Here is a 13,478-nt window from a genome sequence, read left to right as displayed (position 1 = left end):
CAAAACAAGGACTCAATTATATTGCTATTTCACCACTTCTTCTTTCGGCATTACCATACCTTTATAAAGTTGGACAGTAATCCAATAATAAATGAAATAAATTACTATGAAAATTCCTATCGGCACCCACACTTTCACAAACGGGTCAACTAATATAAAGCTGAATAAGTTAAGCCCGACTAACACGTGGGAAATTCCAATAATCGCTGGGAAGATAAATAAATATGAAATTTCTTTATATATACTTTTTGTTAACATACTACGTCTCACACCGATTTTTCGTAACATTTCATAACGACGTACATCACGAGAAGCTCCTGTTAATATTTTGAACATAAGAGAACTCGCCATCATTGCTAAAAAGGCAATTCCGAGGAAAAATCCCATAAACATTGTTCCGCTCATGAAACTGTTCATAAACTGATAAATTGTCATTTTCGTATATAGTTCTACTTTTGTGCCTGTTGTTTTTTCAATTAATTCTTTTTGTCTCTTATCTATGTCGAGCAACAATGGTTTATATTTTTTCATATCGTCTACTCTTACTAACGTTACACTATGCTCTGTTCCTTGAACTGCTTTGTAGTGTTCTTCATCAGCAATTCTTACAGGTTTTCCATTAAATTGATTATGTGTAATTTGTATTTCTCTTACAACTGCATCTTCCCAATCTTTTGGCATAGGAGGAAGCTTTTTCGCTACTTCGGGAGCTTCCAAAGCAGAATAGACAGGTTCAGTTAAAGGTTCAGCCACACGTTTACGTGCAGGCTCTTTTAAAGTTTTTGTATCAAAGTGATCAGAAACAAGTGGCGGTTTCGCAGTTAAATCGTCATGTAAGTAATAAACCGCTTCTCCATCTACTTTATACTTATACTTGCTTTCCTCAACAATCTCCATTTCTTTTAATGCTGCTCTATCTTGTTCATTTGGATCATGAATTACAACATCATATACACGTGAGAAGTCTGTCATAATGCCTACATTTTTTTGAAACGCCATACCTGCTGTCATTGCCCCTGCACCTAATGCAATTAGCATCGCTACAGTTCCTAATACTCTCGATAAACTATTTACTCGAAAGCGTAGCTGTGCATATGTAAAACTATTTAAGCCCGTTTCATTTCGTTTTTTGTTCCCTTTAATTTTCATCACAAAAAATGGGAGCAATGAACTAAAGATAAAATATGTTCCCAGTGTTGTAACGATTGTCGCTATTATAAAACCGATTTCAGCAAATATTTTTACATTTATCATAAAATAATATCCTGTACTTACTAGCAATACGCCAAGTACTGTCATTATAATAATGCGAGTTTTACTTTTCTTCACTTCATCTAGTGTTTCATCTTCACGAATTAGCTCTAATTCTGTTTTACGTAATAATCGAATGCTATTCATTAAACCAGTAATAAAAAATAGTATTAAAAAGAAAATTGCTGTAATTAAAATAGCCGGCGTGTATACAGACGAGTAACTACCTTTTGCTGAAATTCCCATGCCATTCATTAAAAAGTTTCCTGCTACACTTGCCAGTAACATCCCTACTAAAATCCCGATAATAATACTTACAATACCCATCCCGAATGTTTCAATAAATAATAACTGTGCTACTTTTTTCTTTTTCGCTCCAAGCATTATGTACATACCAAGCTCTTTTCTTCTTAATGTGAGCAAGAAAGAGTTCGCATATATAATATAAAATACAGTAATGAAAGATAATAGTATTGCACCTACCCAGAATACGAGTCTAATACTACTAATAAGACTATTATCTTTTGTAAATTCACTATTCATCGCCATCGTTTGGAACATGTAAAAAATACTAATACTAATAACGAGACCAATAAGTAAAACCATATAATCCTTTAACATTTTTTTCATACTATGACGTGATAATTTGAATAACATAGTCTCGCCCCCTTACTTCGACTCAGCAGCTGAGCCCATATGAGCAAGCACACCTAAAATATCTTGATAGAAACTTTCTCGTGTTCCTTGACGCTTTAACTCTTTATAAAGAAGACCATCTTGAATGAATAAAATACGTTCACAATAACTTGCACTAAATGCATCATGTGTAACCATCAAAATACTTACATTGTGATTTTCATGTAAATCTTGCATCGCTTCTAATAAACTTTTGGCGTTTTTACTATCAAGTGCCCCAGTCGGTTCATCTGCTAATACGATTGCCGGATTATGTACTAAAGCTCGTGCTGCCGCTGTTCTTTGTTTTTGTCCACCAGAAACAGCAGTCGGATATTTTGTTAAAATTTCAGTAATCCCTAATTTCTTTGCAACCTCATTTACCTTTCCAGTAATCTCACTTGACGGTACGCCTTGTAGAGAAAGTGGTAAAGCAATGTTTTCATAAATTGATAAGTTTTCTAGTAAGTTAAAATCTTGAAAAATAAACCCTAATTTTTGAGAACGAAAATCTGATAATGCATTACCTTTCATAGAAGTAATATTTGTGCCCGCAATTGTCACGCTACCACCTGTCGCTTGATCAAGCGTACTAATTACATTAAGTAAAGTCGTTTTTCCAGATCCAGAAGGACCCATAATCCCGACAAATTCTCCCGCTTTAATACTTAATGAGACACCTCTTAACGCTTTCGATTGATTTTCATTCTTTTTCCCATATGTTTTTTCTACACTTTCTACAGTAACTACATTTGTTGACATCACTTTCACTCCATCCCTTTTGTATAGTATAAATTTCTCATATATTTCTTATCTTTTTCTCATGTAAATCCTTAAGAATTTTTTAACTTTTCAAACATAAAGAGTTGCATAAGTACCATGAACCTATCTCCTACTTCATATTCTCACTTTTCTAAAACTCGTTCATTCGATTTCCCTTACATTTACCTTACAATTTTGTAAGGTAGAAAAGAAAACACACCACTTGGAAATAAACCGCAAAATCGGGACACAGATCAAAACATCCAAACCATCTGCTCCAATTCACTTAAATCTTTTGCCACATTCCCAAAAGGATATTGTTTTCCTACAAATAATTGAAAACGATACGTTTGATCTGTACGATACCATTTCATCCATATCTTAATTTGAGAAACATTTTAATTCGGAGTAAATGTCCCTCGACTAATATTGGCTTTAGTTGTAATATCCTTAACCGTAATGGAGTCCATCCCTTTTTCATGTATTAATTCAGTTCGTGCATCACGTATTGCTTCTTTAGTACGAGCTATACGTAAATCAGTATATGCTTTTGCCAATTTTTCCCCCTCCTAAATTTTTTTAGACATATTTTTATAAGGTGTTCAGAATACAACAGATCAGCTATTTCTATTTATTGAACACATGCGATACACAAACTATAATAATAAATATAAATAACCGACACTGCGTTGGTTAAAAATAGGAGGTACAAAAATGAAAAACCAAGTATCAATAGTAGTTGAACATGAATTGAATGACGTAACACCAGAAATGATTGACTGGTGGTGAGATAATATTGATAACTCTGAACGATATAAACTATGGCACCCAGAAGAACATGTTGATTTTAAGTGGTTAGTTGACCCTAAAGTACATGGACACGTAGGAGCTATATCGGCTTCGATCGAATCTGCGGGGGATGGACTAGAATTCCCGCTAAGAATTAGATGGGAAGACCCTAAAGATTGTCCTATAAATACCCATTACAGCCATGTTTTAATGGGTTCATGTTTAGATGATGATGACGATGTAATTTCACAAGTAATACATCAATACGAAAAATCCGAAAATGGTACAGTAATGACTTCTACATTCATTTTCCCGAAAGGATTACCACCATTTATTAATCTAAGTGGTTTATATAAACACAATGTAGAAGAAATGAGTCAGTTCAGTAAATTTTTACCGAAACTTTTTGAAGAAAATCTGTAAGACAACTTAACATCTTTACTTGTAATAAGTGACTAACTAAAAAACAACTTGGCCTCCAATGTTTTAGATACGTCTAAAATACTGGAGGCCATTCAATATCAAATCAATCAATTTCCACTTTACTTCTTCTCGGTAACGTACTCTTCCCTTCAAATGAAAAACACCTCCATTGAAATTACATACTTAGTATGCCAATTCAGGAGATGTTTTTTCATGTACCACTATTCGAGTTCACTTCATTAAAATGGTGTATTTTCTAATCAATTTTTATTTTCTATTCTTTATTTCCTCTTCAATACTTGCCGCAAATATATTTAGCGAAACAACTTCCGACTTCTCTTCTCCATATTTCCGTACATTTACAGCTTTGCTTTCCATTTCTTTATCACCAATAACGAGAACATACGGTACTTTTTGCATTTGTGCTTCTCTTATTTTATATCCTAATTTTTCATCTCGCATATCTTGCTCAACACGAATACCAGCTTGCGCTAATTTATTTACAACTTCATTTGCATATTGTTCATGTACTGCGTTTGAAACTGGAATTACTTTCACTTGAACTGGTGCCACCCATGCCGGGAACGCGCCTCCAAAATGCTCAATTAATATTGCTAAGAATCGATCTAATGATCCTAAAACCGCCCTGTGAATGACAACTGGTCTTTTCTTTTCATTCTTCTCATCTATATAATTCAAATCAAATTTCTCTGGCATTTGGAAATCAAGCTGGATTGTTCCACACTGATGACTTCTATTTAAAGCATCTTTTATATGGAAATCAATTTTTGGTCCGTAAAATGCACCGTCCCCTTCATTTAGTCTATATTTATAATTCAATGAATGTAATACATTTTCTAAGGCCGCTTCTGCTTGCTCCCATAATTTATCTTCACCCATTGAATCTTCTGGACGAGTAGAAAGCTCTACTTCATATTCGAATCCAAAAGTTTTATATACGTAATCAATTTGCGCCATTACTGATTTAATTTCATCTTCAATTTGTTCTGGTGTTACAAATAAATGAGCATCATCTTGACAGAAACTACGAACTCTTAATAATCCGTTTAAAGCTCCACTAAATTCATGTCGATGTACTTGCCCGAACTCACACATGCGAATCGGTAATTCACGATAAGAATGCAATTTATTTTTAAACATAAGCATATGTCCAGGGCAGTTCATCGGTTTTAATGCAAAACTTTTATGATCTACTTCTGAGAAATACATATTGTCCTTATAGTGACCCCAATGCCCTGATTTCTCCCATAATTCTTGGTTCATCATGAACGGAGTGCGTACTTCTTGATAATTGTACTCTTTTTGAATTTCTCTTAAAAATGCTTCTAATTCGTTACGAATAATCTGTCCTTTCGGTAAATAAAACGGCATTCCCGGGGCCTCTTCAGAAAACATAAATAACTCTAGTTCATTACCTAACTTACGATGATTTCTTTTTGCTGCTTCTTCAACAAAATGTAAATACTCTTCTAATTCTTTTTGAGAAGAAAATGCAACACCATATATGCGCTGAAGCACTTGATTGTTACTATCACCTCGCCAGTATGCACCAGAAACGTTAGTTAATTGGAAGGCTTTCAAATAGCCTGTAGATGGTAAATGTGGTCCTCTACATAAATCTACAAATTCACCTTGTTTATAAAGTGTTACACTTTCCTCATTAGGAATTGCTTCTAAAAGTTCTAATTTCAAGTGATCGTTCATTTCTTGAAACAGTTTTGCAGCTTCTTCTCGAGAAACCTCAACTCGCTCTATACTTATATTTTCTTTTATAATATTTTTCATTTCTTTTTCGATTTTTGGTAAATCTTCTACATTTACACTACTTGGAAGATCCATATCATAATAAAATCCATTTTCAATAACAGGCCCTACTCCAAGGTTTATGTCACCATACATTCTTTTTACAGCTTGCGCTAAAATATGTGCAGCGGAGTGTCTTGCAATTTCTATACCTTCATTTGAATCTATAGTAATGATTTCTACTTCCGCATTTTCTTCAATGTTTCGGCGTAAATCATATAACTGATCGTTTACTTTTCCTGCGACTGCTTTCTTTTTCAGGCTACTACTAATGGATCCAGCTATTTCTTCTAAAGTAATTCCTTTTATAAATTCTTTAACGCTACCATCTGGAAATTTAATTTCAATCATCTGTTCTTTCATTTTTCATCTCTCCATTTCATAATAAAAAGCACACTCATCCCTAATATAGGGACGAGTGTGCTTTTACCCGTGGTTCCACCCAGATTCCCATCACAAAAAGTAATGGCTTCTTTTACGGTAACGTCGTTTACACGGCAGTAGATACTTAATTTCCCCAGTGCAGCTCTAAGGTGGTAAGTTATTTTTCTGCGTTAGGAAGTTCTCAGCTTTCCTTCCTTCTCTGTATAACCGGGTAAAATAACTCGTGTCCTTTTCTTCGCTTTTTATGAAATTGAATGCAAAAAAGCATATTCATCCCTAAATATAGGGACGAATATGCTTATATTCGTGGTTCCACCCAGATTCCCATCACAAATAGTAATGGCTTCTTTTGCGGTAACGTCGCTTACACGGCACTGGATACTTAATTTCCCCAGTGCAGCTCTAAGGTGGTAAGTTATTTTTCTGCGTTAGGAAGTTCTCAGCTTTCCTTCCCTCTCTGTATAACCGGATAAAATAACTCGTGTCCTTTTCTTTGCTTTTAAAAGTACATCCATTAATTGTTATTTACTATATCTTATTCATTTTATTTTTGCAAGTGTTAAAAAATATTATTTATTTAATTTAAAAAAGTGAAACCAAAAAAATTTGGTTTCACTTCACAATTTTACCAATCTTGTGGTTCGTAATTTAAGTCTGAAAATAGACGTTTTTTCTCTTTTTTCGATAAATCTCTCCACTGTCCAACCGGTAAATTATTCAATTCAATATTCATAATTCTCGTACGTTTTAACGTGTATACTTGATAACCTAAAGCTTCACACATACGGCGAATTTGGCGATTCAACCCTTGTGTTAAAATAATTTTGAACTCATATTTTGATAACTGTGTAATCTCACAAGGAAGCGTTTTTGTATCTAAAATTTTAACCCCTGCTGCCATTTTCTCTAAAAACTCCGGTGTAATCGGCTTATCTACTGAAACGATATATTCTTTCTCATGCTTGTTTTCAGCACGTAAAATCTCATTAACAATATCGCCATCATTCGTTAACAAAATTAAACCGTCTGAGTCTTTATCGAGACGCCCGATATGATTAATTCGTAAAGGATGATTCACTAAATCGATAATATTACCTTTTACTGCTTTTTCACTTGTACATGTAATACCTACTGGTTTATTTAAAGCTATATACACATGGTCTCGAGCAATACGAAGTTGCTCTCCATTTACTCGTACGTCATCACCCGGATTTACTTGGTCACCAATTTTTGCAACCTTACCGTTAATAATTACTCTTCTCTCATTAATTAACTTATCTGCTCCACGTCGAGACGCTTTTCCAGCTTCACTAATAAATTTATTTATACGCAAATTAGGCACATCCTTTTCATAAAAAATTTCAAGCTCACACTGCTTCTACCCCACAATAAAAAAGGGTAAGCCTCCTATTATAACTTAAATATATTAACATGAAAGGGTATATGACGTCTTCCTTTAATTACATGTTTATGAGAAAATAATTGGTCCTCTTTTCCTTTTCACCTTGAACTATTTAGCAGTCCATAGATTTACATTTAAATATAACATCATTTATTTACTTTTTTCATAGATAATATACCGATATAAGTTTGATTAATAATGCCTAAATAACCCATAATATGTGAAAAATAAAAAAGAATCCTTTTGAAAATAATCAAAATGGATCCTTCTTCAGCTCAAATAATACTAGTTTTTATACAAAAGGGGTTTTAATAATTATAATCTTTAATTGAAAATATCATTCAATATCGTTCAACAAACAAGATAATCTCAAAATCCCCTATTTTTTTACGCTTCAATATTTTCTTCACATACTCCAAAAAGAAGCCCTTGATTATCTATACAATAAGCAAAGTAACCCATATTAGGAATAGCAGTTTTAGGTACAACTACTTGTCCACCATTTTCAATAACTTTATTTATGTACTCATCAACTGAAGGTACTTCAATCGAATTAGTCGTCCTAGTAGCTCCATCAGGTGATTTCATTAATCCACCATCGATACCAGGTCTATCACTCTCACCTGTAATTATGAACCAATAGTCATGTGGCCCAGGCATCTTTTCAAACTTCCATCCAAAACTATTTGTATAAAATTGAATAGCTTCTTCAGGGTTTGGGACTTGCAATTCAAACCTTAAAACTTTACTCATTTACATACCCCTCTCGTTCTTGTACAAAGTAATTATACAGGAACAAACGTTCTTAATCAACTTTATCTAAACCAGCTACTTCACTAAGTTCTAACTTTATTTCGAAGCGGCAACAGACCATTCTTCATTCCGAATAATTTTCTTCCCATTTATACTTTCAACATACTCATTTACATTTGCTAATTGATATAACTCAGGGAAAATTTCTTTCATATAACGTTCATGTGCTATTTCATCTTTCCAATAAATTAACACTATGTAACGATTTTCATGTTTTAAAGACTTCCCAACTACTCCACCTAACATTCCTTTTATTTTTTCCATTTTTTTATCCCAAATTGTTTCTTGCTTATGTAAAAATTGATTTTCTTTCTGTTGTTTTACATCACAAATAGCAACTCTTACAAAAGATCCTTGTTTAATAACATCTTTCAAAGGAGTATCAGTTATATCATACAACGTTTGAAATAGTTCAATTTCACATGAAAGAAACGTATCTTTTTGATTACTATTTAAATAAATTATATCGTGAGCACCATTCATAAATGATTGATATGCACCTCTATCTTCCCATAAAGTATATACACACGCCTCATCTTCATTCCACCCACCAAATTGTCCATGAAATCCATCTAAATGCTGTAAGTCACGCCATTTTTCTTGCGCATTCGAAAACATTTCTCTTTTTTCCTCTTCTACCTTGCAAAATATTGTTTTTAATAACATTTCAATCCCCCCTTATGATACGATCCATTTCCCACTTGTAACAATTTGTTTACATAATAAAATTATATAAACAAATTGTATCTGTTGTTATACTCCATACACAAATAACCATTTTAAGTCACTCTAAATCTATCAAACCACCAAATTGATTTTATTTCAAATAATTCGGAATTTAAAGGAGATGTAATCCTATACGGATTACATCTCACACTTAACTCATTTGCATATTTACTATTTCAAAATAAAAAATGATTGCATTTCACTAATTGTATATCTATAATATTTTTATTGATTCTATACACAATCAATGCGTTTAAGTTATTAATTTTATAATTCGGATGAACCATTCAGGAGAAGGTCTATTGATCTACCGACGGGGCAAAAAGTTGCTGAACCAACTTTGAAACTCTCAGGTCTTGTTTACAAGTAGAACTGCATGGGGACGAATCTCTGGAGAGACTCCCTCTCGCTTAATATAGCGCGGAGGAAAACGAGCACCGAAGGAGCAAATCCGCTACTTTAGCGGATAATCTCTCAGGTAAAAGGACAGAGACAAGCGAAAGAAAAAGCCGATTTGCATCGGTTTATTTTTCTATCCCTTGTTTCTCCAGAGACCATTTCATTTACTTGAAGTGGTTTTTATTTTTTCTAAAAAAGGAGAATAAAGATGGAGACAGTAAGTAAAGTATTAGAACAAATGAATCATTATGTGTGGGGATTACCAACTTTGTTACTACTCGTTGGAACTGGAATCATTCTCACAGTGCGTTTAAAAGGTTTACAGTTTAGTAAACTATTATACGCCCATAAACTTGCATTTAAAAAATCAGAAGATACATCCTCTTCTGGAGATATTAGTCATTTTCAAGCACTCATGACATCTATGGCAGCAACAATTGGTATGGGAAATATAGCCGGCGTAGCAACCGCTGTGACAATCGGTGGACCCGGCGCTATCTTTTGGATGTGGATTACCGCTTTATTCGGAATGGCAACAAAATATGCCGAGGCAATCCTTGCGGTGAAATACCGTGTTAGTAACGAAAATGGTGAATACTCTGGTGGACCGATGTATTATTTAGAGCACGGTTTAGGTAAGAAATGGCTAGCAGTATTATTCGCTATATTTGGTACAACTGCTTCTTTCGGTATCGGTAATATGGTGCAATCTAATTCAGTTGCAGAGGCAATGCGAATTAATTTCTCTTTCCCCCCTGCTTTAACTGGTATATTCATGTCATTTCTAATTGCTATTGTTATATTAGGTGGTGTAAAAAAAATCGGGAAAGTGACTGGATATATCGTTCCTATTAAAGCTTTCTTTTATATCATTGCTGGTCTTATTATTATTTTCTATCACTATGATCAAATTCCAGAGGCATTTTCACTTATTTTCTCTGGTGCATTTAATGGTACTGCAGCTGCTGGTGGTTTTATTGGCGCAACAGTCGCATCTGCTATTCAAATTGGAATGGCGCGCGGCGTATTTGCGAACGAAGCTGGTTTAGGAAGCGCACCAATTGCGGCTGCAGCTGCAAAAACCGATTCACCTGCAAAACAAGCTTTAGTTTCTATGACTGGTACTTTTCTCGATACATTTATCGTATGTACAATTACAGGACTTGTACTAATTACAACAGGTGCATGGAAATCAGGTAAAACTGGTGTTGAAGCTACAACACTAGCATTCCAGTCTGTATTCGGTACTGCTGGTAGTATGATTCTTGGTATTGCAATTATATTATTCGCCTACTCTACTATTTTAGGCTGGTCGTATTACGGTGAGAAATGTGTCGCTTATTTATTTGGACAAGGTGCTGTACGTTATTATAAAGCAATCTTTATTGTCATGATTGCTATTGGGGCTAATTTAAAATTAGGTGTTGTATGGACATTTTCCGATATCGCAAATGGGCTTATGGCAATTCCAAACTTAATTGGTCTAATTGGATTAAGTGGTATCGTTGTTGCTGAAACGAATCGGTTTTTACAAGCAGAAAAATTAAAGGAATTAAATAAAAAACGTGTAAGTTAATTTATTTCTAAAAGGAATGATTCATAAAGTGAGATCATTCCTTTTTCTTGTTATGCCCTCTCTATTGTAGAAAATATATCATTTGCTTCTGAACTTCCGATTCTCTATCTGCCTTTACAATTCCTTTTTCTTCAATTTCATATTTATTTATAGTTTTATATTTTACATACGTATGAAATTCTGTTTTAAATGGAAACGGTGCAATTCGAATCTTTTCTTCATCCACCCACTCAGCTTGAATACGTTTCTCTTCCTTACTATTAAACATTTCTGTTCCCTCAAAACCATCTTTAAATAAATCAATTTCATCTTTCTTTTTTACACCAGGTTTATTCATACATACATATAAAGAAAGTTCATCACAAAACTTTAATAATCTATAATGTTTATCGAACATTGAAAACTGTTCTTTTGTTAACGTTTTCAAAACTCTTTTTTGTCGTTCCAATTCATGTTTATAAAAAGACATCATCTCTTGATCTTCATCATTTAACGGAAATGATAAAAAGTGTTTACTACAAAGTAATGCCCCGTATGGATTAGATTCTTCAATTTCATTTAAACCAATCGTATAAAAAACAAAGCGCAATGAGCTTGGACAATCCATAAATGTATATGGAATACTTTTGGCATCATTCAAAATTGGTACTGTATCTAACCCTATCCATCCTCTATCATGTTCATATATAGCATCTATCGTTTCCATTAAATATTCCTGATTTTCAAAGAAATCTTCTTTTATATGACTAGCAATCTCTCCAGCTAAAAAACCATGATCATGTTGACGAATTAATATACTTTCTTTCTCATTCTTTTCACGAAAAATCATCCGTATACTCCCTCCTCATCTTCATACTACAGCTTTTGGTATACATCAATTCTTAATTAATCCCTGATTATTAGCAGGGATTCAGTCTCTTGCAACGAAATTAACATAACTATACAGCATTCTTTCTAATCATTGAGTTAGCTTTATTTTTACTATCCATTATACTAAAACATTCTTTCTAAAAAATTTTTATGAGGTGAAAACATGAACAAAACAGAACTAATTAAAAACGTAGCACAGTCAGCTGATATTTCTCAAAAGGAAGCTTCTGCAGCTGTACAATCCGTATTTGACACAATTGCTACTGCATTACAATCTGGCGATAAAGTTCAATTGATTGGATTTGGAACTTTCGAAGTGCGTGAAAGATCTGCTCGTACAGGTCGTAATCCACAAACTGGTGAGGAAATTCAAATCGCTGCTGGTAAAGTTCCAGCATTTAAAGCAGGTAAAGAATTAAAAGAAGCTGTAAAATAAACAAGAAACCAGCCTTTTTATAGGCTGGTTTCTTGTTTTATTTAAGCAATTCCTTTATATTCTCCGCATGATACACTTCGCAAATATAAAATATACATTTGCAGTTACTTACAATTTGATATTTTCTAGTCGGATAAACATTCGCGGCAACAGAACACCCATCAAACAATTCGATAATATTTCCGGATGGCTGATATCCTTCGTATAATACGTTTCTTCTTACTTCCATTTTTTCTATAAGTTTTTCAACTGGAATATTTTCATTCTCTAATTCTTGCTTTATAGTATCTGGTAAAAACGATGTGTCCGCAAAAATTAGATTTTCAGATAACACCTTACCTTTATAACTAACATTAGATACGCGGTAAAGAAATGTTCCGTTTTTATCAAAGAAATTCTTTGCTTCTTTCGGAATGTACTGTCTATCAATCACCTCTTGTTCGAGAACATCCAATTGAACTGTATCATTCAAAAGCTTCTCTAAAGAAAGAATAGATGGCGTATCTCCAGAAAATAAAATATTTTTAATTGCTTGTACATTATAAGTTAATTCGCTTTTTCTATTTTCCGCCACTAACATGAGGAACACCTCTTCTATAAAATATTTCATTAACTAGTATGAACTTAACGATTTTTCAAAAGTTCTCTTGCATCTAATTGTTGTATTTCATATACGATCCTTTGTAATATCAATATTGCTTTTATTATATCAAGTACAGAAAACCACCCAATTGATAATCACTTTCATTTATAACCTACACCGAAATGATAATCCCCCTCATTCAACTTGTCAATCTTTTTTTATTTTTCAGATAAATATTTCTATACCTTTGTTAATACAAATATCTATATTGATTTTTTTAGCTTATAAAGATTTCCCCAAAAAATTAGATACTGTTGATTTCACCGTTTGAGAAAATTCTGAATATAATAAAGCCTGGACAAAAGCAAATACTAAAAACATAGTTCATGAAGAAAAAAGGAAGTGGTTTGTCATCCACTTCCCTTTCATAATTTTATAATATACCGTAAAAAAGCACCCTATTTAATAGGGTGCTTTTCTTACGATTAGTCAACCTATATTTTTAGATTTTTAATGGACTGGATGTCACAAAATATAGGTATCCATTTTCATTCATGCCAAATAC

At 33.3% G+C, this 13,478-nt stretch carries 10 protein-coding genes, 3 pseudogenes, 1 riboswitch and 2 other annotated features; of the genes and pseudogenes, 3 read left to right on the top strand and 10 right to left on the bottom strand.

Annotated elements, in window-relative coordinates; all coding sequences use genetic code 11:
- Positions 1 to 24 precede the first annotated feature (24 nt).
- From MR065_RS23350 to MR065_RS23335, 4 genes and pseudogenes are all read right to left on the bottom strand, one after another.
- A complete protein-coding gene (locus MR065_RS23350) occupies positions 25 to 1,908 on the bottom strand; it encodes an FtsX-like permease family protein (protein ID WP_242215225.1) in 1,884 nt (627 codons plus the stop codon).
- Positions 1,909 to 1,920: 12 nt separating this feature from the next.
- Positions 1,921 to 2,688, bottom strand: coding sequence for an ABC transporter ATP-binding protein (locus MR065_RS23345; protein ID WP_242215224.1), 768 nt, complete (start codon positions 2,686 to 2,688; stop codon positions 1,921 to 1,923).
- Between the two features lie 269 nt (positions 2,689 to 2,957).
- Positions 2,958 to 3,086, bottom strand: a pseudogene (locus tag MR065_RS23340) (IS3-like element ISBt2 family transposase); the annotation flags it as partial.
- 12 nt (positions 3,087 to 3,098) lie between these two features.
- Positions 3,099 to 3,245: pseudogene (locus MR065_RS23335) on the bottom strand (TetR/AcrR family transcriptional regulator); the annotation flags it as partial.
- Positions 3,246 to 3,402: 157 nt separating this feature from the next.
- Here MR065_RS23335 and MR065_RS23330 point away from each other — a divergent pair.
- Positions 3,403 to 3,900, top strand: a pseudogene (locus MR065_RS23330) (DAPG hydrolase family protein).
- Between the two features lie 267 nt (positions 3,901 to 4,167).
- Here the strand turns inward: MR065_RS23330 and thrS are convergent.
- The 4 genes from thrS to MR065_RS23310 form a co-directional block, all read right to left on the bottom strand.
- The gene (thrS, locus tag MR065_RS23325) at positions 4,168 to 6,087 is read right to left on the bottom strand and encodes a threonine--tRNA ligase (RefSeq protein WP_242215223.1); all 1,920 of its coding nucleotides are present in this window, start codon (positions 6,085 to 6,087) and stop codon (positions 4,168 to 4,170) included.
- A 44-nt stretch (positions 6,088 to 6,131) separates the two neighbouring features.
- Positions 6,132 to 6,353 (bottom strand) — a binding site (T-box leader).
- Positions 6,354 to 6,389: 36 nt separating this feature from the next.
- Positions 6,390 to 6,611: a binding site (T-box leader), on the bottom strand.
- A gap of 122 nt (positions 6,612 to 6,733) precedes the next feature.
- Complete coding sequence (locus MR065_RS23320; protein WP_097905339.1) at positions 6,734 to 7,441, bottom strand: pseudouridine synthase; 708 nt, start codon at positions 7,439 to 7,441, stop codon at positions 6,734 to 6,736.
- Positions 7,442 to 7,897: 456 nt separating this feature from the next.
- Positions 7,898 to 8,263 carry a VOC family protein gene (locus MR065_RS23315; RefSeq protein WP_097905340.1) on the bottom strand — a complete coding sequence of 122 codons (366 nt, stop codon included), beginning with the start codon at positions 8,261 to 8,263 and terminating at the stop codon, positions 7,898 to 7,900.
- 96 nt (positions 8,264 to 8,359) lie between these two features.
- Positions 8,360 to 8,989: a YdbC family protein gene (locus MR065_RS23310; protein ID WP_242215222.1), complete on the bottom strand. Its 630-nt coding sequence runs from the start codon at positions 8,987 to 8,989 to the stop codon at positions 8,360 to 8,362.
- A gap of 440 nt (positions 8,990 to 9,429) precedes the next feature.
- Positions 9,430 to 9,549: riboswitch (glycine riboswitch) on the top strand.
- Between the two features lie 107 nt (positions 9,550 to 9,656).
- Between MR065_RS23310 and MR065_RS23305 the strand changes: the two genes are divergently transcribed.
- Positions 9,657 to 11,024 (top strand): alanine/glycine:cation symporter family protein, encoded by a 1,368-nt coding sequence (locus tag MR065_RS23305; RefSeq protein WP_242215221.1) that lies wholly within the window; start codon positions 9,657 to 9,659, stop codon positions 11,022 to 11,024.
- A gap of 61 nt (positions 11,025 to 11,085) precedes the next feature.
- Here the strand turns inward: MR065_RS23305 and MR065_RS23300 are convergent, their stop codons facing one another.
- Complete coding sequence (locus MR065_RS23300; RefSeq protein WP_242215220.1) at positions 11,086 to 11,853, bottom strand: DUF3891 family protein; 768 nt, start codon at positions 11,851 to 11,853, stop codon at positions 11,086 to 11,088.
- A 204-nt stretch (positions 11,854 to 12,057) separates the two neighbouring features.
- Here MR065_RS23300 and MR065_RS23295 point away from each other — a divergent pair, with 204 nt between their 5' ends.
- The gene (locus MR065_RS23295; RefSeq protein ID WP_002157910.1) at positions 12,058 to 12,330 is read left to right on the top strand and encodes an HU family DNA-binding protein; all 273 of its coding nucleotides are present in this window, start codon (positions 12,058 to 12,060) and stop codon (positions 12,328 to 12,330) included.
- Positions 12,331 to 12,367: 37 nt separating this feature from the next.
- Here the strand turns inward: MR065_RS23295 and MR065_RS23290 are convergent, their stop codons facing one another.
- Complete coding sequence (locus MR065_RS23290) at positions 12,368 to 12,910, bottom strand: chorismate pyruvate-lyase family protein (RefSeq protein ID WP_242215219.1); 543 nt, start codon at positions 12,908 to 12,910, stop codon at positions 12,368 to 12,370.
- Positions 12,911 to 13,478: the final 568 nt, after the last annotated feature.

It is taken from the genome of Bacillus cereus group sp. BfR-BA-01383 (genome assembly GCF_022663495.1).
In the GTDB taxonomy this organism is placed as follows: domain Bacteria; phylum Bacillota; class Bacilli; order Bacillales; family Bacillaceae_G; genus Bacillus_A; species Bacillus_A cereus_AU.
This window is presented reverse-complemented; position numbering and strand designations above follow the sequence as displayed.

Excerpts from the sequence above, each read along its gene's own strand:
- MR065_RS23350 (WP_242215225.1), bottom strand. The coding sequence starts at position 1,908 with ATGTTATTCAAATTATCACGTCATAGTATGAAAAAAATGTTAAAGGAT.
- MR065_RS23345 (WP_242215224.1), bottom strand. The coding sequence starts at position 2,688 with ATGTCAACAAATGTAGTTACTGTAGAAAGTGTAGAAAAAACATATGGG.
- thrS (WP_242215223.1), bottom strand. The coding sequence starts at position 6,087 with ATGAAAGAACAGATGATTGAAATTAAATTTCCAGATGGTAGCGTTAAA.
- MR065_RS23315 (WP_097905340.1), bottom strand. The coding sequence starts at position 8,263 with ATGAGTAAAGTTTTAAGGTTTGAATTGCAAGTCCCAAACCCTGAAGAA.
- MR065_RS23310 (WP_242215222.1), bottom strand. The coding sequence starts at position 8,989 with ATGTTATTAAAAACAATATTTTGCAAGGTAGAAGAGGAAAAAAGAGAA.
- MR065_RS23305 (WP_242215221.1), top strand. The coding sequence starts at position 9,657 with ATGGAGACAGTAAGTAAAGTATTAGAACAAATGAATCATTATGTGTGG.
- MR065_RS23300 (WP_242215220.1), bottom strand. The coding sequence starts at position 11,853 with ATGATTTTTCGTGAAAAGAATGAGAAAGAAAGTATATTAATTCGTCAA.
- MR065_RS23295 (WP_002157910.1), top strand. The coding sequence starts at position 12,058 with ATGAACAAAACAGAACTAATTAAAAACGTAGCACAGTCAGCTGATATT.
- MR065_RS23290 (WP_242215219.1), bottom strand. The coding sequence starts at position 12,910 with ATGTTAGTGGCGGAAAATAGAAAAAGCGAATTAACTTATAATGTACAA.